Below are 18,917 nucleotides of genomic sequence, written 5' to 3'. Positions count from 1 at the left end.
CGACCGGTGCAGTGAACCACCCGGCCCCGGGGTCACCCGACGAGGACCGCGACCACGTCGTCGTGCCCGCAGGCGCCGGCCGCGACCGCCCAGGTGCCGTCCGGGGCGACGGCGAGCGCGTCGTGGCCACCGAGGGTGTCGCACGTGGCCAGCGGCTCGCCGAGCTCCCCGGTGGACGGGTCGAGCGTCACCAGCACCGGGTCGGCGCCGCCCCGCCCCCACGCGACGGTCACCAGCCCGGCCGGCGGCCCGGCGGCGACGGCGTCCACCGGGCCGGTGAGGTCCGCGTCCACGGTGCCGAGGAGCTCGCCGGAGGAGAACCGGGACACCCGGCGGCCGTCGGGACCTCGGTGAGCACCACGAGGTCCCCGTCGTCGGCCACGCCGACCGAGACCTCGGTGTGCCCGCTGGCGCCGAGGGCCGCGACGACGCCGAACGGGGCGACCGCCGTCCCGAGGTCGGCGTCGTACTCCGCGACCCAGTCCTGGGCGCCGCCGGGCTGCGGGTTGCTGATGACGGCCACGACGCCGCCGTCGGGGCGCGGGAGCAGCCGGGCCGAGCGGGCCCGCGGGTCCAGCCCGGCGCCCAGCGGGGCGGTGGCGGTGACCTCGCCGGTGGCGGCGTCCACGGCGAGCAGCCGCGCGGGCACGCCCGTCTCCTCCTGGGGCGCCAGGCCGACGTACACGGTCCCGCCGTCGGCGGACAGGGCCGAGGCGAGCACCTGCCCGGGGTCGTCGACGCGCCGCTCGGCCGGCCCGCCGTCCGCGACGGTGAGCAGCACCGGCCCGTCGTCGTCGCTGCCCACCACGAGCGGCCCCCCGCCGGGGGTGACCTCCAGCGCCGCGCAGCGGGTCGGCATGACCCACGCCGCGTCGCGGGGGCTCGCCACGCTGGTGTTCGCCGCCTCGTGGGTCGCCCGCCTCCGGGGCCGGCACCGGCTCGGCGTCGCCCTCGCCCGCGTCGGCAGCGTGCCGGTCCTGGCCGGGGCGGTGCTGGGCGGTCACCTCGGCAGCGGGCGCCGGCCCGGCTGACCCCGCCGCTCAGCCGCCGGCGAGCAGGGCGCGCACCGCGTCGAGGTCGTCGGCCTGGGCGGGGGTCTTGTCCGGCCGGTAGCGGAGCACCCGGGCGAAGCGCAGCGCCAGCCCGCCGGGGTAGCGCGGGCTGCGCTGGGCGCCGTCGAGCGCCACCTCGACGACGAGCTCGGGCCGCAGCTCCACCCCCCACGGGTGCTCGGCGCGGGCGTGGGCGGGGAAGGTGCGGGTCTGCCAGTCCAGCAGCTCGTCGGTCATGCCCTTGAACGTCTTGCCGACCATCACCGGCTCGCCGCCGTCGGGGTCGCGGGCGCCGAGCCAGATGTTGGACAGCGTGCCGGTGCGCCGGCCGTACCCCCACTCGGCGGCGAGGACGACGAGGTCGAGGGTGTGCACCGGCTTGACCTTCTGCCACGCGCGGCCGCGCCGGCCGGCGGCGTACGGGGCGTCCAGCGCCTTGACCACCACGCCCTCGTGCCCGGCGGAGAGCGCGTCGTCGAGCACCGCGGCCGCCTGCTCCGGCGTCGGCCGGCGCACCCCGGGCATGCGCAGCGGGGCGTGCGCGTCGTCGGCGAGCAGACCGGCCAGCGCGTCGAGGCGGACGTCGAGCGGCTCGTCGAGCAGGTCGCGGCCGTCGAGGTGCAGCACGTCGAACAGGAACGGGCTCAGCAGCACGCCGGCGTCGGCGCCGTCGCTGCCGAAGCGGCTCATCGTGTCCTGGAACGCGCGCGGGCGGCCGTCGTCGTCGAGGGCCAGGGTCTCGCCGTCGAGGACGGCGGTGCGGCAGGGCAGCGCGCGCACCCGCTCGACCAGCTCCGGCACGCCGCCGGTGACCTCGCGCAGCGTGCGGGTCCACACGCGGACGTCGTCGCCGTCGCGGTGCACCTGGATGCGGGCGCCGTCGAGCTTGTGCTCCACGGTGACCGCGGGGCCGAGGTCGGCGAGCGCGGCGTCGAGGGAGGAGCCGGGGCTGGCCAGCATCGGCCGCACCGGGCGGCCCACCCGCAGCCCGACCGCGGCGAGGGCGTCCTCCCCGCCGCCGAGGGCGAGGACGGCGGTCTCGTCGAGCCGGCCGGCCAGCATCATCGCCCGCCGGACCGCCGGTGCGGGGGCGCCGGCCGCGGCGGCGATCGCGTCCAGCACCACGCCCTCCAGCGCGCCCTGCCGCAGCTCGCCGCCGAGCAGCCGGACGAGGAGGTGCTGCTCGTCGGCGGTGGCGGCGGTGAGCAGCTCGGTCAGCAGCGCCTCGCGGCGGGCGGCCGAGCCGCTGCCGGCCGTGCCGGCCAGCGCGGTGAGCGCCCGGTCGACCGCGGCGACGGTCAGCGACGGCGCGGCCGCGGCGGGCGGCGCGGCCCGCGCCAGCGTGCGCCAGCCGACGCCGACCCGGCCCTGCGGCAGCTCGCCGGCCAGCCACGCGGCCACCGGCCCCGCCTCGTCCGGCCCGGCCGCGCGCAGCGCCCCGGCGATGGCCTGCGCCTTGGCGGTGCGCGAGCGGGTGGCGGCCACGGCCGCGGCGGCGGCGACGACGTCGGCGAGCAGCACGCGGCCATGCTCGCAGTGCGGTACGACTCCGGGAGGTGCGCGTGCCGTGATCCCGTTAGCGTCGTCCGCGCCGAGAGGAGGTGGTCGCCGCGTGAACCTCGAGAAGGTCGTCTTCGGGTTCTTCGTGCTGCTCGCCGCGACGCTGAACTTCGGGTTCTTCCTCGGCGACATCGACGACCCGGCGGTGCACAACGTCTACGAGCTGTTCGCCGCGCTGGTGGTCAGCCTGGTCGCCACGGTCCTCAAGTTCGGGGACCGCACCCAGATCGGCGCGGTGCACCTGGCCACCAGCCTGGTCGCCGACCTGCAGCTGGTGGCGGCGACCATCACCTGGGCCTGGGCGGTGCACGTCTCCGCCGAGGGGCTCACCGACGTGACGACGGCGAGCATGGTGTCGCTGTCCGGCGGCGCGCTGCTGGCCAACGTGGTCTCGGTGGTGCTGCTCGTCGTCGAGACCGTGTCCTTCCAGCGGCACTGAGGCGGGCCGCCGTGGAGACCGCGCCACCGCCCCCCGTCACCACCCGCGGCCGGCGCATCCGCCGCCGGGCGCCGGTGGTGCCGCGCGCGGAGGGCTCGGCGACGGTGTTCACCGTCCTCCGGCGGATGCGCGCGCCGCTGATCACGCTGATCGTCATCTTCGCCGTCAGCGTGCTCGGGCTGTCGCTGGTCCCGGGCGTGGACACGGACGGGCAGCCGGCGCGGCTGAGCCTGTTCGACGCCTTCTACGTCATGAGCTACACCGCGACCACGATCGGCTTCGGCGAGATCCCGTACGCGTTCAGCTACGCGCAGCGGATGTGGGTGACCGGCGCGATCTACCTGACCGTCGTCGGCTGGGCCTACGCCATCGGCTCGCTGCTGGCGCTGCTGCAGGACCGCGCGTTCCGCCAGGCGCTGGCGCTGCGGCACGTGTCACGCAAGGTCACCCGGCTGCGCGAGCCGTTCCTGCTCATCTGTGGCTACGGGCAGGCCGGGGAGGCGCTCGGGCTGTCGCTGGACGCGCTGGGCCGCCGGTTCACCGTGGTCGACATCGCCGAGAGCCGCATCGACGTCCTGGAGATCGCGCCGCACCGGGGGGACGTCCCCGGCGTGGTGGGCGACGCGCGCGACCCGCACGTGCTCGGCGTCGCGGGCCTCGGGCACCCGTGGTGCGAGGGCGTGCTGGCCGTCACCGGCGACGACGAGGCCAACCTCGCCGTCGCCATGGCCGCCGCCCTGCTGCGCCCGGAGCTCACGGTGGTCACCCGCACGACGTCGTCCGCGGTCGCCGAGCGGATGAGCCGGTTCGGCTCGCCGACGGTCATCAACCCCTTCGACCGGTTCGGCGACCACCTGCGGCTGGCGCTGCGGACCCCGGCGTCCTACCAGCTCACGACCTGGCTGGAGAGCGGGCCGGGCGCCGAGCTGCCGCCGCGGGGCAAGGCGCCCGCGCCGGGCCGGTGGGTGGTGTGCGGCTACGGCCGGTTCGGCCGGCACTTCGCCGCCGACCTGGGCGCCGAGGGCCTGGAGGTCACCGTCGTGGACACGACGCCGGGCGACGGCGTCGTGGAGGGTGACGCCGCAGATCCCGACGTCATCCGGCGGACGGACCTGGCCACGGCGGTCGGGCTGGTGGCCGGCACCGACAACGACACCACCAACCTCTCCCTGGTGGCCGAGGCGCGGCGGGTCAACCCCTCGCTGTTCGTCGCCGCCCGCCAGAACCAGCCCGCCGATGCCGCCCTGTTCGCCGCGATGGAGGTCGACGCGCTGCTGGTGCCCACCGAGGTGGTCGCGCACGACGCCTACGCCCGGCTGAGCACCCCGCTGCTGTGGCGGTTCCTGCGCGAGCTGCCCGGGCGGAGCGACGAGTGGTCGGCAGGCGTCGTCGAGCGGTTGCTGGACGCGTGCGGCGCCCACCTGGAGGCGCTGTGGAAGGTGCGGCTGACCCCGGAGGACGCCCCGGCGTTGCACTCCCGGCTGGCCGGGGGGTGCTTCCGGCTCGCCGACCTGCTGCGCGACCCGGCCGACCGCGACCAGACCCTGCTGGCCGTGCCGCTGCTGCTGCTGCGCGGCGACGAGGCGGTGCTGACCCCCGACCCCGGGACGGTGCTCGAGCCCGGCGACGAACTGCTGTTCGCCGGCCGCGCCGCGGTGCACCGGGAGGTGGAGGCCACGATGTTCATCGACGGCGTCGCCGACTACCTGGTCACCGGCCAGCGGGTGCCGCAGAGCTGGGTCTGGCGCAAGCTGAGCCGGTCGGCGCCGGCCGAGGACGCGGCCCCCGCGCCCTGACCCCATCAGGGGGACACGTGCCTGACCAGGCCCCGGCCCGGCGACTGCTCGGCGCCCTCACCGGCCGGGACGCCGTCCGGCCGCCGTCCCTGCGCACCGACGACGACCGGTCCGCCTCGCGGCTCGAGCTGTTCTTCGACCTGGCCTTCGTCCTGGTGGTCGCCGAGCTCGCGATCGCGCTGCGCGAGGACGTGACCCTGCACGGGTTCCTCGTCTTCGCCGGGCTGTTCACGACCGTCTGGTGGTCCTGGGTCAGCTCGACGCTCTACGCCAACCGCTTCGACCACGACGACGTCGTCTACCGCCTCTACAAGCTCGGGAGCATGGCCGCCGTCGTCGGGCTGGCGGCCTCGGCGTCGGAGGCGACCGGCGAGCGGTTCGCCGTCTTCGTCGTCTGCCAGCTCCTGCTGCGCGCGATGCTGCTCCTGCAGTACCACCGCGCCCACCGGCACGTGCCGGACGCGCGGCCGATCACCCGGCTCTACCTGGCCGGGACCGCCGCGGGCGCGGTGCTCTGGGCGGTGTCGCTCGCGGTGCCTCGGCCGGCCGCGTTCGCGCTGTGGGCCGCCGCGGTGCTGGCCGAGGCGCTGGTCCCGCTGCTGGCGACGCGGTCCTCGGCCGACCTGCCGCTGCACGTCGAGCACCTGCCCGAGAGGTTCGCGCTGTTCGTCATCCTCGTGCTCGGCGAGCCGGTCGCCGCGGTCGCGCACGGCCTGTACGACGCCGGCTGGTCGGACTCGGCCCTGCCGGTGGCGGTGCTGGCCTTCGTCCTCGCCGCCGCGTTGTGGTGGAGCTACTTCGACCTCGCCGGCGCCCGCGCCAAGCGGCTGCTGGGCGAGGCGGGGGAGCACAACGGCGCCCACGCCCACGACGTGTACGTCTTCGGGCACCTGCCGCTGACGCTCGCGCTGGCCACCGTGGGCGCGGGCCTCGAGCTCGCCGTCGTGGAGGCCGCGGCCGGCGAGGTGCCGGCGGGGACCCGGTTGCTGGTGGCCGGCGGGGTGGCGGTCTACCTGGTCGCCGCGAGCGTCACCGCCTCGGCGATGACGGGGGACGCCCGGCGCGGCTGGTGGTGGCCGCTGCTGGCCGCGGCCGTGGCCCTGCTCGACGCGCTGCTGGAGCTGCCGGCGTCCGTGGTCGTCGGCGCCCTGGCCGCGCTGGTCGTGGCGGTCGTGGTGGCGGGCTGGGCGCAGCGCGCGGCGGGGGCCCTGGAGACCGAGGAGGTCTGACCCCGGGGATCCGCCGACCGGGACCTCCGACCCTGCCGCCGGGCGCCGGTGCGGCGTGTCATGGGTCTGCGCCGGCCACCGGTGACCGGCGCTGAGGGGGGCTGTGCCGTGACCTCGGGAGCCGGGCCCGGTGGCGTCGCCGGCGGGGTGGTCGTCGGGGTGGACGGCTCGGCGTGCGCCCGGGCCGCGCTCGCCTGGGCGGGCCGGATGGCCGCCCGCACCGGCATGCCGCTGACCGCCGTGCGCGCGTGGAGCGTGCCGACCGCACCCCGCCCGGACACCTGGGAGCCGGCCTACGTGCCGCCGCTGGCGGACTGGGAGCGGGCCGTGGAGCGGTCGCTCGCCGACGACGTCGCCGCGGCCGGCGTGCCGCCGGAGGTGGCGGTGACCTGCCGCGCGGTGCACCGGGCACCGGTCGATGCGCTGCTGGCCGCGACCGAGGGCGCGGAGCTGCTGGTCCTCGGGACGCGGGGGAGGGGCGGCGCCCGCGGGCGGCTGCTCGGCTCGGTCGCGTCCTCGGTGCTGCGCGCGGCGCCCTGCCCGGTGACCGTCGTGCGGCCCGACGCGGTGCGCCGCAGTCCGGCCGAGACCGTGGGGTCCGGCGCCGCCGCCGGGCCCTGACGCCTGCGTCCCCCGGGGGACGGCCCCGGGGGTGAGAGGGGGAACCATGGACCCGACCGCCCGCCCGCCGGAGGAGCCGGTGCGCCGCGAGATGTCGCTCGACGAGAAGCTGATCGCGCAGTGGGAGGCGCAGCACGACGTCGCCGCGCGCGGCCACCGCTGCGACCCGCTCGGCCTGCAGCACCAGCTCAGCCGCGAGCGGCTGGCCGACAGCACCCGGCCACCGACCCCCCGCCGGGCCGCCCAGGCCGGCGCGGCGGCGGAGTCCGCGGGGCCACCGCCGGAGGAGGCGCGGCACCCCGAGCCCCCGACGGCCCGCAGACACCCGTGGCGGCGGTTCCACCACCACGCCTCCGAGAGCTGAGCCCCACACACCCCCCCGGGCGGACCGTGGCGGCGGTGTGGGTGCGCTGTGGGTGGGATCGGCGCGGCCCCGCCGACAGGCTCGCCGCCATGACCAACACCGCTCCCGCCCCCTCCGTCCCGATGGCCGACGTCCGCGACATGTACGTCGTCCACCGCGCCTTCCGCCGCGAGTTCGGCCTGCTCCCCGGCCTCGTGCGCGCCGTCGGCCCCGGCGACACCGTCCGCGCCGCCGTCCTCGCCCGGCACGCCCGGATGGTGCTGCTCGGCCTGCACCTGCACCACACCGCCGAGGACGACCTGCTCTGGCCGAAGCTGCTCGAGCGCTGCCCGCCCGACGCCGCCGTCGTCCACCGCATGGAGGCCCAGCACGCCGAGGTCGAGCGGCTGATCGGCGCCCTGGGCCCGGCGCTGGACCGCTGGGAGGTCGAGGCGCGGCCGGCGGTGGCCGAGGAGGTGGCGTCCACCGTCGAGGCACTGGGCGCCGTCCTGGCCGAGCACCTGGCCGAGGAGGAGACCGAGATCCTGCCGCTGGCGCAGCGGCACGTCACGCAGGCGGAGTGGGCGCAGCTCGGCGAGCACGGCAAGGGCGAGATGTCGATGCGGGACCTGCCGCTGCTGTTCGGCGCGCTGCTGGAGGAGTGCGACCCCGACGAGCGGACGATGATGCTGCACGTCGTCCCGTTCCCGGTCCGGGTGCTGCTGCGGACGGTCTTCGCCCGGCGGTACCGCCGCTACGTCAGCGCGGTCCGCGGGCCCGCCTGATCGCCTCGACGAGGGCCGGGACGTCCTCCGGGCGCAGCAGCCGGCCGGCGTCCCAGGCCCGGGCGAACGCCTCCTCGCCGAGCGCCGCCCGCACCGCCGGCAGCTCCTGGGCGGCCAGCGCGACGTCGGGCGGGAAGGCCACCGCGACCGCCGCCGCCTCCGCCGTCGCCGACCCCGCGGCGAACAGCCGCGCCGCGAGCTCGGGCAGCCCGCGGGAGGAGGCGACGGCGGCCAGCCCGGGCAGCGTGTAGGCCAGCGTCCACGAGGTGCGGACCTCCGCGGCGAGGGCGGCCGCCTCCGCCCACCGGTCGAGGGCGGCGTCCTCGTCGCCGGCGAGCGCGGCCAGCGAGGCCTGCACGTTGAGCAGCGTCGCCAGGCTGAACGGGCTGCCGAGCGCGCGGGCCAGCCGCTCGGCGTCGGCCAGCGTCGCCGTCCCGGCGGCGAGGTCGCCCGCCTGCAGCAGCAGCTGCCCCTGCGCGACGACGGCGTGCACCCGGGCCCACGCCTCCCCGGTCTCCGCGGCCAGCCGCAGCGCCTCGGCCAGGTCGCGGCCGGCGGCGCCGAGGTCACCGCGGAAGACCGCGGCCGAGCCGGCGAGCACCAGCGCCAGGGCGCGCAGGTCCCCGGCGCCGGCGTCCGCGGCGGCCGCCGCAGCCCCGGCCGCCGCCTCCGCCGTGCCGGGGACGTCGCCGGCGGCGTAGCGGAGCGCGGCGAGGGCGAGCAGCAGGCGGGCGTCGTCGACCGGCTCGAGGCCGGCGCGGTCGATGCGGGCCACCCACCCCAGGCCCTCGGCGACGTCGCCGCGCACCGCCCAGTACAGCCAGGTCGCCCGCACCAGCCGGGCGGCGTCGGCGGACCGGCCGGCGGCCACCAGCCGGCCGAGCGCCGCGCTCAGGTTGCCGTGGTCGCGCTCCAGCCGGTCCAGCCAGGCGCCCTGCTCCGGCCCGGTCAGCCCGGTCTCCGCGCCGGCGGCGAGGTCGAGGACGGCGGCCGTCGCGCGATCGGCGGCCAGGTCGGTCTCCCCGGCGTCGGCCAGCCGCGCGGCGGCGTACTGCCGCACCGGCTCCAGCAGCCGGTAGCGGGCCTCGGGTCCGTCCTCGGGGACGACGAGGGACTGCTCGACCAGGCCGCCCAGGGCGGGCAGCACGTCGGGGACGCCGGCCACCGCCCGCGCGGTGTCGAGGGAGAAGCCGCCGGCGAGGACGGCCAGCCGGCGCAGCAGCCGCTGCTCGGCGGCGGTGAGCAGGTCGTGGCTCCAGTCCAGCGCGGCCCGCATCGTGCGCTGCCGCTCGGGCAGGTCCCGGGCGCCGCCGGACCCGAGCGCCTCGTCCAGCCGGCCGAGCAGCGCGGCCGGCGGCAGGTAGCGGGCGTGCGCGGCGGCCAGCTCCAGGGCCAGGGGCAGCCCGTCGAGGCGCCGGCAGATCGCGGCGACGTCGGCGGCGGTGGCGTCGGTGAGGACGACCGGGCGCCCGGCGGCCGCGGCCCGGTCGAGGAACACCTGGGCGGCGGGGGAGGCGGCCACGGCCGCGGCGCCGGGGCCCGCCGGCACCGGCAGGGGCGCGAGCGGGCGCTCCCGCTCCGCCCGCACCCGCAGCGGCGCCCGGCTGGTGGCCAGCACCGCGAGGCCCGGGCAGCGCCCGAGCAGCCCCGCGACCTCCGGCGCCGCGTCGAGCACGTGCTCCACGTTGTCGAGGACGACGAGGTGCCGCCGGTCGCCGATCCGGGCGGCCACCGCGTCGGCGACGGGTCCCGGCAGCTGCCGCCCGCCGAGCGCGCGGGCCAGCGTGGGCAGCACCAGCCCCGGCTCGCGCACCGGGGCGAGCTCGACGACCGTCACGCCGTCGGGGAACGCGGCCGCCACCTCCCGCGCCACGGCCAGCGCCAGCGTCGTCTTGCCCACCCCGCCGGGGCCGGTGAGCGTGACCAGCCGGGCGGTGCCCGACCGCAGCAGGCCGGCCACCTCCGCGACGTCGTCCTCGCGGCCGAACACCGGCGCCGCGGGCGGCGGGAGGGTGTCCGCCGCGGGCCCGCCGCCGGCCGGGCGGGCGGCGGCGGTCAGGGCGGCGCGGTCGGCGGCGTCGAGGCCGAGGGCGTCGGCGAGCGCGCGCACGGTGTGCGGGTGGGGGCGGCGCCGCTCGCCCCGCTCGAGCGCGCTGACCGCCTTGGCGGTGAGCCCCGACCGGGCGGCGAGCTCCTCCTGGGTGAGCGCGGCCGCCGTCCGCCACCGGCGCAGCAGCGCCGCCACGGGGCCGGGGTCGGACGGAGGGGCGCTCACCGGCCGGGAGGGTACTGGCCGGTGGGCCCCGCGGGCCGGGACCTCCGGCCCTGCGGAGCGCGCGCGTCCGCCCGGCACGCTGCGCCGGTGACCACCCCGACCGCGCTGTGGCGGCGCTGGCTGCTCGTGGTCACCGCCGGCGAGGCGCTGGGGTTCCTGGTGCCGGTGACCGCGGTGCTGCTCGGCGCCGCCGACCTGCCCGGCCCCGCGGCGCTCGCGGTGCTCGCCGCCGCCGGCGCGGCCGAGGGGGCGCTGCTCGGCGCGGCGCAGGCCGCCGTGCTCGCCCCCGTGCTGCCCGGCCTGTCCCGCCGCGACTGGACGGTGCGCACCGCCGCGGCCGCCGTCGTCGCGTGGTGTCTCGGGACGGCGCCGGGCACCTGGGCGTCCGGGGTGCTCGACCTGCCGCTCGCCGTGCAGGTGCCCCTGGCACTGGTCGCGGCGGCGCTGCTGCTCACCGTCATCGGCGCCGCCCAGTGGACGGTGCTGCGCCGGCACGTGCCCCGCGCCGGCCGCTGGATCGGGTGCACCGCGCTGGCCTGGCTCGCCGGCCTGCTCGTGTTCACCGCCGTCACCACACCGCTGTGGCAGCCGGGGCAGGACCCGGTGACGGTCGCCGCGATCGGCGTCCTCGGCGGCCTCGCGATGGCCCTGACGATGGCGGCGGTCACCGGCCGCGGCGTCGTCGTCCTCCTCGCCGGGCGGCTCCGGCGGGCCCCGGCGGTCCGCGCGGTGTGACCTGCGGGGATGGGGTAGGCAGGTCCTGCACGGGACGCACGGACGACGGGAGGCCGACGGTGGACCAGCAGGAGTGGACGCGTGTGGTGGAGGCCGCGACCCGGGCCCCCTCGATCCACAACACGCAGCCGTGGCGGTTCACCGCGTCCGGCGACCGGCTGGAGGTCCGCACCGACCCGGCGCGGGCGCTGCACGCCCTCGACCCCAGCGGCCGGCAGCGGGTGGTGAGCTGCGGCGTCGCCGTCGAGTTCGCCGTCGTCGCGCTCGCGGCCGGCGGGCACGACACCGCCGTCGAGGAGCTGCCCGACCCGGCCGATCCCGACCTGCTGGCCGTCCTCACCCTCACCGGCGGCCGCACCCCGGACGACGCCGACCGCGCCCTGGCCGACGCCATCGGCGCCCGGCACACCGAGCGCGCGCCGTTCCTGCCGCGAGCCGTCCCGGCCGAGGTGGTCGACCGGCTGCAGGCCACCGCGGGCGCGTTCCGGGTCTGGGTGAAGCGGATCAGCGGGGAGGACGAGGAGGTCACCACGACCTTCCTGCTGTCCCGCGCCGAGGAGGTCGAGCAGCGCGAGCCCGAGTACCTCGCCGAGCTGGAGCGGTGGATGCGCACGGACCCGACCGCCCCCGACGGGATCCCGGTCGGGGCGGTGCCCGGGGAGGACCCGTCGACCCGGCCGTCGAACTGGCTGGTCCGCGACTTCGTGGTGGGCTCCCGCCCCGCCGACCGGCCGCACGTCTCCGACCTCGACCCCGACGCCCCGCCGCCGCCGGTCGAGCGCCCGACCGTCCTGCTCATGGGCACCGACGGCGACGACCGGCAGGCCTGGCTCACCGCCGGGCGGGCGCTCGGCCGGGTGCTGCTCGAGGTGACCACCGGGGGTCTCGCGGCCTCCCCGCTGACCCAGGCGCTGGACTGGCCGGCCACCCGCGCGCAACTGCGCGCGCGGCTGTCGCTGGTCGGCCACCCGCAGATGCTGATGCGGCTCGGGTACCCGTCCGGGGACCGCAGCCCGACCACCAACCGCCGGCCGGTCGCGGAGGTGCTGTCGTTCGGCGCCTGACCCTCCCGGGTCGCCGGGGACCGCGCCGTCGGCCACAGTGGGGCGCCCGCACCCCCCACCCGGAAGGACCCCCGTGCGCCCCACCGACGACGGCGGTTCCCAGCTCGCCGAGTTCGGCTACCGGCAGCACCTGGACCGCAGCATCGGCCGGTTCTCCAGCTTCGCCGCCGGCGTCAGCTACATCTCGATCCTCACCGGCACGTTCCAGCTCTTCTACTTCGGCTTCGGCGCCGGCGGCCCGGCGTACGTGTGGTCGTGGCCGATGGTCTTCGCCGGGCAGCTGATGGTCGCGCTGTGCTTCGCCGAGCTGGCCGCCCGCTACCCCGTGGCCGGGTCGCTCTACAACTGGACCAAGCGCCTCGGCAGCGCGACGACGTCGTGGCTGGCCGGCTGGGTGATGCTCACCGCCTCGATCGTCACCCTCGCCGCGACCGCGCTGGCCTACCAGATCACGCTGCCGCAGCTGTGGTCGGGCTTCCAGCTGGTCGGCGACGGGACCGGCACCTACGACGTCGCCGTCAACGCCGTCGTGCTGGGCGGCCTGCTGATCACGTTCACCACGCTGGTCAACGCGTTCGGCGTGCGGCTGATGGCGCGCATCAACAGCGCCGGGGTGTTCATCGAGCTGGTGGCCGCGGTGCTGATCGTCGTCGTCCTGGCCGTCGCCATCACCCGCGGGCCGCAGGACGTGCTGTTCGACACCGGCGGCCGGGGCGAGGGGCAGCCGCTGGGCTACCTCGGCGCGTTCCTCGTCGCGGCGCTCGCCTCGGGCTACGTCATGTACGGCTTCGACACCGCCAGCTCGCTCGGCGAGGAGACGATCGACCCGGGCCGCACCGCGCCGCGGGCGATCCTGCGGGCGATCACCGCGTCCTTCGTGCTCGGCGGGCTGATCCTGCTCTTCGGGCTCATGGCCGCCCCCGACCTCACCGACCCGCAGCTGTCCTCCAGCGGCGGGGGCCTGCAGTACGTCCTGCTGTCGGTGGCCGGCACCGGGCTGGGGAAGGCGTTCCTCCTCTGCATCGTCGTCGCGGTCACCGTGTGCTGCCTCGCGGTGCACACCGCGGCGATCCGGATGACCTTCGCCATGGCCCGCGACAACGCGCTGCCCGCCTCCGCCCGGCTCGCGCACGTCGATCCCCGGCGGCGCACGCCCGTGGTCCCCGCCGTGCTGGTCGGGCTGCTCGCCGTCGGCGTGCTGCTGCTCAACGTGCGCCAGCCACAGGTGTTCACCGCGCTGACCAGCATCGCCGTGGTGATGATCTACCTGGCCTACCTGCTGGTGACCGGGCCGATGCTGGTCGCCCGGCTGCGCGGGCGCTGGCCCCGGCCGGCGCCGGGCCGGTTCTCCCTCGGCCGCCTGGGCCTGCCGGTCAACGTGCTCGCGGTGCTGTGGGGCGCCGGGATGGCGGTCAACCTGGCCTGGCCGCGGCGGGAGGTCTACAACGCCACCGGCGAACCCCACTGGTACCTGCAGTGGGCCGCGCCGGTGTTCATCGGCGCGATCGTCGCCGTCGGCCTGTCGTGGTACCTGCTGCGCCAGCGGCGGCGCACCGGCGTGCTGCCCGAGCACGCCGCCGTCATCGACGCGACGCCGCCGCCCGCGCCCGCCTGAGACCCCGGGCCGACCCGCCGGCCACCCCGCGCAGCAGCCGCACCCGCTGCGGCCCGGGCAGCGCGGCGAACACCCGGGCCATCGCCGCGGCGACGGCGGCCGGCGGCGAGCCGACGTCCAGGTAGGCCGCCCAGGACCGCTCGGGCAGCGCGAAGAACGCGGCGAAGAAGGCGTCGGTGGCGCGGGTGTCCAGCGGCAGCAGCACCTCCAGGCCCAGGCCCAGCAGCGCCGCCGTCGCCCGGGGACGGGCCCGGCGCACCACCGCGCGCGGGTCCCCGCCGGCCGCGAGCGCGGCCGCGACCCGCGGGCCCAGCCGCAGCGAGGACGCGACGCTGTAGCCGGTGGCCGGGTGCACCAATCCCGCCGACGCGCCCAGCGGGGTCCCCGGTCCGGCGGCCCGCGGCGGGGCGTCCAGGGGGATCGCCACCCGCTCGGGCTCCCCGGCCGGGCGCAGGCCGCGGGCGGCGAGGAACCGGTCGAGCCGGGCCCGCAGGTCCGGCAGCGGCACCGGCGGGCGGGCGGCCAGCGAGGTCGCCTCGAGCAGCACGGTGCCGTCGTCGAGGGCCAGGCCGTAGAGGAACGCCGGCGGGGCGGCGGGGTCGGCCAGCGCCGTCCAGTCCATGAGCAGCGCCCCGCCGGGCGGGACGACGTCGTCGACGGGGCCGGCCACCACCTCGCCCCAGGCCCGCTGCTGCGCCGTCCCCGGGCCGCCGCCGCGCGCGTCGAGGACCGTGCGGGCGGCCAGCCGGCGCCCGCCGGCGAGGACGGCGACCTCCCCGGCCTCCCCGACGTCCCCGGCCTCCACCGCCGCCACCCGGCCGGTCACCACCTCACCGCCGGCGGCGTGCAGCCGGTCGAGCAGGGCGGCGGTGACGACGTCGTTGCGCAGCCGCGCGTAGCCGCGGGTCAGCCGCCGCTCGCCGCCGGCCGCGGTGCGCACGACGGTGGGGGCGTACGCGGCCGCGACGGCGGCCGGGTCGAGCCCGAGCGGGGCGGCCGCCGCCGCCAGCTCGTCGGCCCACAGGCAGTAGGTGGCCGGCCACGGGCGGACCGCCGGCGCCACCAGCGCCGTCCGCAGCCCCGCGGCGGCGCAGGCGGCGGCCACCGACAGCCCGGCCGGCCCGGCCCCGGCGACGACGACGTCGGCAGCGGGTGCGGGCACCGCGGCAGACCACCACACCCGCCCGCTCCCCGCCACACCCGGGCGTCGGTCCGGTCCCCACCGGGTACCCGGGAGCCGAGCGTCCGAGGAGGGACGGTCGTGCCCGGTGAGGTCCCCGTCGACGTGCCCGCACCCGGCGCGGTGCTGGCCTGGGACCTCGCCGTGCCGCCGGCCGCCCGCGGGGTGGTGCTGTGCGCCCACGGCAGCGGCAGCAGCCGGCACAGCCCGCGCAACCGGCAGGTGGCCGCCGCGCTGCAGCGGGCGGGCCGGGCCACCCTGCTGCTGGACCTGCTCACGCCCGCCGAGGAGGCGGTCGACGACCGCACCCGCGAGCTGCGCTCCGACGTCGGCCTGCTGACCGGCCGGCTGACCGCGGCCCTCGACTGGCTGGGCCGCGCGGCGGCGACCGCCGGGCTGCCGCCGGACCTGGCCGGGGAGGCGCTGTCCCGGGTGCGGGCGCCCACGCTGCTCGTCGTCGGCGGTGCCGACCGGCAGGTGCTCGCGCTCAACCGGGACGCCGCCGCGCGGCTGGGCGGGCCGTCCGAGCTGGCCGTCGTCCCGGGGGCGACCCACCTGTTCCCCGAGCCGGGTGCGCTGGCGCAGGTCGTCGACCGCACGCTGCGCTGGCTGGACCGCTGGCCGCCGGGGCCTCAGGCGGGGTCGCCGTCCACGTAGACCCAGCGGCCCCCGGCGCGCCGGAACCGGCTGTGCTCGGCCTGCACGTGCTCCTCGCCGCCGCCGCGGGAGTGCGCGCGGAAGGTCACCGTGCCCTCGGCGTCGAACAGCCCGCCGCCGGTGGTGGCCAGCACCTCCAGGCCGGTCCAGCGCACCGCCGGGTCCAGGGCCGGCGACCGCGGCCGGGTGGCCGGGTCCCACGTCTCCTGCAGGTAGGCGGCGTCCCCGACGGCGAAGGCGCTGTAGCGGGAGCGCATGAGCTGCTCGGCGGTGGCGGCGGACGCCGTCCCGTCGTGCAGCCGCCCGCAGCACTCGGCGTAGGGCAGGCCGGTGCCGCAGGGGCAGCGCCGCGGGCTCACGCCGTCAGTCTCCCGCGATCCACACCGCGGTGTCCGGGGGCAGCGCGACCGAGCGGGCCGAGGTGTGCACGCCCGGGCCGGACTCGAGCAGCACCTGGCCGCGCGAGCGGACCAGCGCTGTGTCGGTGCCCATGTTGACCACGCAGCGGACGGTGCGGCCGCCGCCGGTGCAGCGCACGGTGAGGACGTCGCCGCGGGTGCTCACGGTCGCCTCGCCGGTGCCCAGCGCCGGGTGCTCGGCGCGGACGGCCAGCGCCTGCCGGTAGAGGTGCAGCACCGAGCCGGAGTCGCGGGTCTGCCGGGACACCGCGTGCCGCTTCCACTCCGCGGGCACCGGCAGCCACGGCTTCGCCGAGCGGTCGCGGGAGAAGCCGACGCCGGCGGTGGCGTTCCACGGCATGGGAACGCGGCAGCCGTCGCGGCCGGCGCGCTCGCCGCCGCTGCGGAAGAAGATCGGGTCCTGCTTGGCCTCGTCGGGGACGTGCGCCTGCGGCAGGCCCAGCTCGTCACCGGCGTAGACGTAGGCCGATCCGGGCAGCGACAGCAGCAGCAGCGCGGCCGCGCGGGCGCGGGCCAGGCCGGTGTCGCCGCCGCCGAAGCGGGTGACCATGCGGTCCTTGTCGTGGTTGCCGAGCACCCACGACACGGGTGCGCCCACCTGGCCGAAGGCGTCCAGCGCGCTGCCGATCGCCTCGGCGAAGGCCGGGGTGTCCCACTTCGACTTGAGCAGCCGGAACGACAGGGACTGGTGCAGCTCGTCGGGCCGCGAGTAGAGGGCGACCTCGTCGAGGTCGGCCAGGCAGACCTCGCCGACGAGCATGGTGTCCGGGTACTCGTCGCAGACCGCCCGCCAGCGGCGCCACACGTCGTGCACCTCGGGCTGGTTCCACGTCATGGCCTGCTCGGGGCCGTGGCCGAACAGGGTGGGGGAGTACTCGCCGGGGTTGTCGCGCAGGCCGGCGTCCTTGTGGAGGCCGTAGGCGACGTCGACGCGGAAGCCGCTGACCCCGCGCTCGAGCCAGAAGCGCAGGGTCCGCTCGAAGTCCTCGGCCACGACCGGGTCCCGCCAGTTGAGGTCGGGCTGCTCGGGGGCGAACAGGTGCAGGTACCAGCGGCCGTCCGGCGTGCGCGACCAGGCCGGCCCGCCGAACAGCGAACGCCAGTTGTTCGGCGGCTCCTCCGACGGCGGCGCGAAGTGGTAGCGGGAGGCCTCGGGGCAGTCGGGGTCGGCCAGCGCCGCCTGGAACCAGGGGTGCCGGTCGGAGGTGTGGTTGGGGACGACGTCGAGCACGACGCGCAGGCCCAGCCGGCGGGCGTCGGCGACCAGCGCCTCCACGTCGGACACGTCGCCGTACTCGGGGTCCACCGCCCGGTAGTCGACGACGTCGTAGCCGCCGTCGGCGCCGCCCGAGGGGTAGTGCGGGTTGATCCACAGCGCGTCGACGCCGAGCCACGACAGGTAGGGGAGGCGGGCGCGCAGGCCGGCGAGGTCGCCGATGCCGTCACCGTTGCCGTCGGCGAACGAGCGCAGGTAGACCTGGTAGACGACGGCCGAGCGCCACCAGGGCTGCTCCTCGGTCGCCGGCGAGGGAACGGGCCGGGACCACGGCTGCTGCGTGGCGGCGTTGCCGGCAGCGACGAGTCGAGCGGACATGCGCCCAGGATCGGCATCCACGGTCGTCGAGAGTGACCATCCCGCCGCCAAAGGGTGACGTGCCCGTCGTCACATCTCGCCGAACGCGCAGGTACGGGGGCTGTCACGTGTCCTCCCACACACGCGGATGGGCGAGCGGTCCGTCCGTGTTGCACCACCCGTCCCACGAGTCACGAGCCGCCGTCAGCCCGGCGGCAGGGAGTACCCGCACCATGTCCAGCACCCCGGCCGACCGAGCCGCCTGCTTCCGCCACCCCCGGCACGTCTGGATCGCCAGCTGCCCCGACTGCACCGCCTGGCACCTCGCCGGCCTCCGCGCCGGCGCCGAGGACCGCCCCACGGCGCCCCGCCCCCCGCGCGACGACCGGGCGACCACCGCCGCCTAGGACCCGTGCCCACGAGCGCCCCTCCGGCTCCCGGCCGGAGGGGCGCTCGCGCGTCCGGGCGCGGGCGGTGAGGGGACGCCGGGCGACTGGGGGCGAGAACCGGCCGAGGGTTCCGATACTCCGCTGGAGCGCGTGTTCGATCATCCAGCGACGCAGGAGTGTCCCTCGTGACCCAGCCCGACGGGGTTCTGCCGAACCCCCACGACGACGGCCGGCCCGGCGTCCCGCACCAGCCCGGCTTCCCGCCCCCGGTCGACGACCAGCCCACGGCCGCCTACGCCTTCCCGCCGCCTCCGCAGCAGTTCGGCACTCCCGAGCACGTCGCCGCCACGCAGCAGTTCGGCGCCCCTCAGCAGTTCGGTGGCCCTCACCCGTTCGGCGCCCCCCAGCCGTACGACGTCACGCAGCAGTTCGGCGCCCCCCAGCAGTTCGGCGCCCCCCAGCAGTTCGGCGCCCCCCAGCAGTTTGGCGCCCCTCAGCCCCCGCCGCCGTACCCGGCGCCGCAGGGCCCCTGGCAGCCCCCCGTCCCGCCCGGTACGGGGCTCCCGACGCCTCCGGTCCGTCCCTGGTTCACGCGGAAGCGGTACGCGATCCCGGCCGGCGTGCTGGCGCTCGCCGTGCTCGGCGCGGCCGTGGCGCCGAAGGAGGGCACCGACAGCACCTCGGCGGCCGCCGGCTCCAGCACGTCCGCGGCGGAGACGTCGGCGCCCGCCTCGACGCCGGCGCCTGCCCCGACGCCGCAGGTGGAGGAGGTCGCCCCGACGTCCGCGCCCACGACCGCCGCTCCGACGACTCCCGCACCGGCCCGCACGCCGGCCCCCGCGCCGGCCCCCGCGCCGGCTCCGGTCCCGGCTCCCGACCTGACGCTCGGCCAGCGGAACGCCCGCGAGTCCGCCAGTGACTACCTCGACTTCACCTCGTTCTCGCGGTCCGGCCTGATCGAGCAGCTGGAGTTCGAGGGGTACTCGAACGGCGACGCCACCTGGGCCGTCGACGGCCTGGACGTGGACTGGAACGAGCAGGCCGCCCGGTCCGCCCGGGAGTACCTCGAGTTCACCTCGTTCTCGCGCTCCGGGCTCGTCGAGCAGCTGGAGTTCGAGGGCTTCACCCCGGAGCAGGCCGAGTACGGCGTGAGCCAGGCGGGGTTCTGACCCGAGTCACCCCTCC

20 protein-coding genes are annotated in these 18,917 nt (G+C 77.9%); 13 read left to right on the top strand and 7 right to left on the bottom strand.

The features are described 5' to 3' along the window. Window positions 1-32 precede the first annotated feature (32 nt). Both ACI8AR_RS07140 and ACI8AR_RS07135 read right to left on the bottom strand, forming a co-directional pair. Window positions 33-269 (bottom strand): hypothetical protein, encoded by a 237-nt coding sequence (locus ACI8AR_RS07140; protein ID WP_457050377.1) that lies wholly within the window; start codon window positions 267-269, stop codon window positions 33-35. After that, window positions 230-859, bottom strand: a complete 630-nt coding sequence (locus tag ACI8AR_RS07135) for a hypothetical protein (RefSeq protein ID WP_457050376.1) — start codon at window positions 857-859, stop codon at window positions 230-232. The genes ACI8AR_RS07140 and ACI8AR_RS07135 overlap by 40 nt, the downstream gene beginning before the upstream one ends. Here ACI8AR_RS07135 and ACI8AR_RS07130 point away from each other — a divergent pair. Next, window positions 858-1,031 carry a hypothetical protein gene (locus tag ACI8AR_RS07130; RefSeq protein ID WP_457050375.1) on the top strand — a complete coding sequence of 58 codons (174 nt, stop codon included), beginning with the start codon at window positions 858-860 and terminating at the stop codon, window positions 1,029-1,031. The two genes, ACI8AR_RS07135 and ACI8AR_RS07130, sit on opposite strands and share 2 nt — an antisense overlap. A 9-nt stretch (window positions 1,032-1,040) precedes the next feature. Here the strand turns inward: ACI8AR_RS07130 and ACI8AR_RS07125 are convergent, their stop codons facing one another. Beyond that, window positions 1,041-2,573 carry an ATP-dependent DNA ligase gene (locus ACI8AR_RS07125; RefSeq protein ID WP_457050374.1) on the bottom strand — a complete coding sequence of 511 codons (1,533 nt, stop codon included), beginning with the start codon at window positions 2,571-2,573 and terminating at the stop codon, window positions 1,041-1,043. Window positions 2,574-2,664: 91 nt separating this feature from the next. Here ACI8AR_RS07125 and ACI8AR_RS07120 point away from each other — a divergent pair, with 91 nt between their 5' ends. The 6 genes from ACI8AR_RS07120 (at window position 2,665) to ACI8AR_RS07095 (ending at window position 7,825) form a co-directional block, all read left to right on the top strand. Continuing rightward, window positions 2,665-3,051, top strand: coding sequence for a DUF6394 family protein (locus tag ACI8AR_RS07120; protein WP_387993095.1), 387 nt, complete (start codon window positions 2,665-2,667; stop codon window positions 3,049-3,051). A gap of 11 nt (window positions 3,052-3,062) precedes the next feature. Then, the gene (locus ACI8AR_RS07115; RefSeq protein ID WP_457050373.1) at window positions 3,063-4,847 is read left to right on the top strand and encodes an NAD-binding protein; all 1,785 of its coding nucleotides are present in this window, start codon (window positions 3,063-3,065) and stop codon (window positions 4,845-4,847) included. 17 nt (window positions 4,848-4,864) lie between these two features. Continuing rightward, the gene (locus tag ACI8AR_RS07110) at window positions 4,865-6,076 is read left to right on the top strand and encodes a low temperature requirement protein A (RefSeq protein ID WP_457050372.1); all 1,212 of its coding nucleotides are present in this window, start codon (window positions 4,865-4,867) and stop codon (window positions 6,074-6,076) included. A gap of 108 nt (window positions 6,077-6,184) precedes the next feature. Then, window positions 6,185-6,697 carry a universal stress protein gene (locus tag ACI8AR_RS07105; protein WP_457050371.1) on the top strand — a complete coding sequence of 171 codons (513 nt, stop codon included), beginning with the start codon at window positions 6,185-6,187 and terminating at the stop codon, window positions 6,695-6,697. A 46-nt stretch (window positions 6,698-6,743) separates the two neighbouring features. Continuing rightward, on the top strand, window positions 6,744-7,061 hold the full coding sequence (locus ACI8AR_RS07100; RefSeq protein ID WP_456936298.1) for a hypothetical protein: 318 nt from the start codon (window positions 6,744-6,746) through the stop codon (window positions 7,059-7,061). Window positions 7,062-7,150: 89 nt separating this feature from the next. Then, the gene (locus tag ACI8AR_RS07095; protein WP_457050370.1) at window positions 7,151-7,825 is read left to right on the top strand and encodes a hemerythrin domain-containing protein; all 675 of its coding nucleotides are present in this window, start codon (window positions 7,151-7,153) and stop codon (window positions 7,823-7,825) included. Here ACI8AR_RS07095 and ACI8AR_RS07090 read toward each other — a convergent pair. Beyond that, on the bottom strand, window positions 7,800-10,100 hold the full coding sequence (locus ACI8AR_RS07090) for an ATP-binding protein (protein ID WP_457050369.1): 2,301 nt from the start codon (window positions 10,098-10,100) through the stop codon (window positions 7,800-7,802). The two genes, ACI8AR_RS07095 and ACI8AR_RS07090, sit on opposite strands and share 26 nt — an antisense overlap. Window positions 10,101-10,187: 87 nt before the next feature. Between ACI8AR_RS07090 and ACI8AR_RS07085 the strand changes: the two genes are divergently transcribed. The 3 genes from ACI8AR_RS07085 to ACI8AR_RS07075 all read left to right on the top strand — a co-directional run bounded on the left by ACI8AR_RS07085 (window position 10,188) and on the right by ACI8AR_RS07075 (window position 13,514). Beyond that, window positions 10,188-10,835 carry a hypothetical protein gene (locus tag ACI8AR_RS07085; protein WP_457050368.1) on the top strand — a complete coding sequence of 216 codons (648 nt, stop codon included), beginning with the start codon at window positions 10,188-10,190 and terminating at the stop codon, window positions 10,833-10,835. Then, a complete protein-coding gene (locus ACI8AR_RS07080) occupies window positions 10,832-11,899 on the top strand; it encodes an Acg family FMN-binding oxidoreductase (RefSeq protein WP_457050367.1) in 1,068 nt (355 codons plus the stop codon). The genes ACI8AR_RS07085 and ACI8AR_RS07080 overlap by 4 nt, the downstream gene beginning before the upstream one ends. 73 nt (window positions 11,900-11,972) lie before the next feature. Continuing rightward, window positions 11,973-13,514: an amino acid permease gene (locus ACI8AR_RS07075; RefSeq protein ID WP_457050366.1), complete on the top strand. Its 1,542-nt coding sequence runs from the start codon at window positions 11,973-11,975 to the stop codon at window positions 13,512-13,514. Here the strand turns inward: ACI8AR_RS07075 and ACI8AR_RS07070 are convergent. Further along, on the bottom strand, window positions 13,480-14,676 hold the full coding sequence (locus ACI8AR_RS07070; RefSeq protein ID WP_457050365.1) for a lycopene cyclase family protein: 1,197 nt from the start codon (window positions 14,674-14,676) through the stop codon (window positions 13,480-13,482). The two genes, ACI8AR_RS07075 and ACI8AR_RS07070, sit on opposite strands and share 35 nt — an antisense overlap. 99 nt (window positions 14,677-14,775) lie before the next feature. Between ACI8AR_RS07070 and ACI8AR_RS07065 the strand changes: the two genes are divergently transcribed. Continuing rightward, on the top strand, window positions 14,776-15,351 hold the full coding sequence (locus ACI8AR_RS07065) for a dienelactone hydrolase family protein (RefSeq protein ID WP_457050364.1): 576 nt from the start codon (window positions 14,776-14,778) through the stop codon (window positions 15,349-15,351). On the opposite strand, the gene ACI8AR_RS07060 is transcribed toward ACI8AR_RS07065, so the two are convergent. Together ACI8AR_RS07060 and ACI8AR_RS07055 are read right to left on the bottom strand one after the other, a co-directional pair. Continuing rightward, window positions 15,327-15,710, bottom strand: coding sequence for a YchJ family protein (locus tag ACI8AR_RS07060; protein ID WP_457050363.1), 384 nt, complete (start codon window positions 15,708-15,710; stop codon window positions 15,327-15,329). The two genes, ACI8AR_RS07065 and ACI8AR_RS07060, sit on opposite strands and share 25 nt — an antisense overlap. Window positions 15,711-15,714: 4 nt before the next feature. Further along, window positions 15,715-17,364, bottom strand: a complete 1,650-nt coding sequence (locus ACI8AR_RS07055; protein WP_457050362.1) for a glycoside hydrolase family 13 protein — start codon at window positions 17,362-17,364, stop codon at window positions 15,715-15,717. A 212-nt stretch (window positions 17,365-17,576) separates the two neighbouring features. On the opposite strand from ACI8AR_RS07055, the gene ACI8AR_RS07050 reads away from it, so the two are divergent. Further along, entirely contained in the window at window positions 17,577-17,750 is a 174-nt protein-coding gene (locus ACI8AR_RS07050; protein WP_457050361.1) for a hypothetical protein, read from the top strand. Window positions 17,751-17,917: 167 nt separating this feature from the next. After that, window positions 17,918-18,901 carry an Ltp family lipoprotein gene (locus ACI8AR_RS07045; protein WP_457050360.1) on the top strand — a complete coding sequence of 328 codons (984 nt, stop codon included), beginning with the start codon at window positions 17,918-17,920 and terminating at the stop codon, window positions 18,899-18,901. Window positions 18,902-18,917: the final 16 nt, after the last annotated feature.

The organism is Geodermatophilus sp. SYSU D01036 (assembly GCF_054050435.1).
The sequence above is the reverse complement of the archived record's forward strand: the minus strand, read 5'-3'. Positions and strand labels throughout refer to the sequence as shown.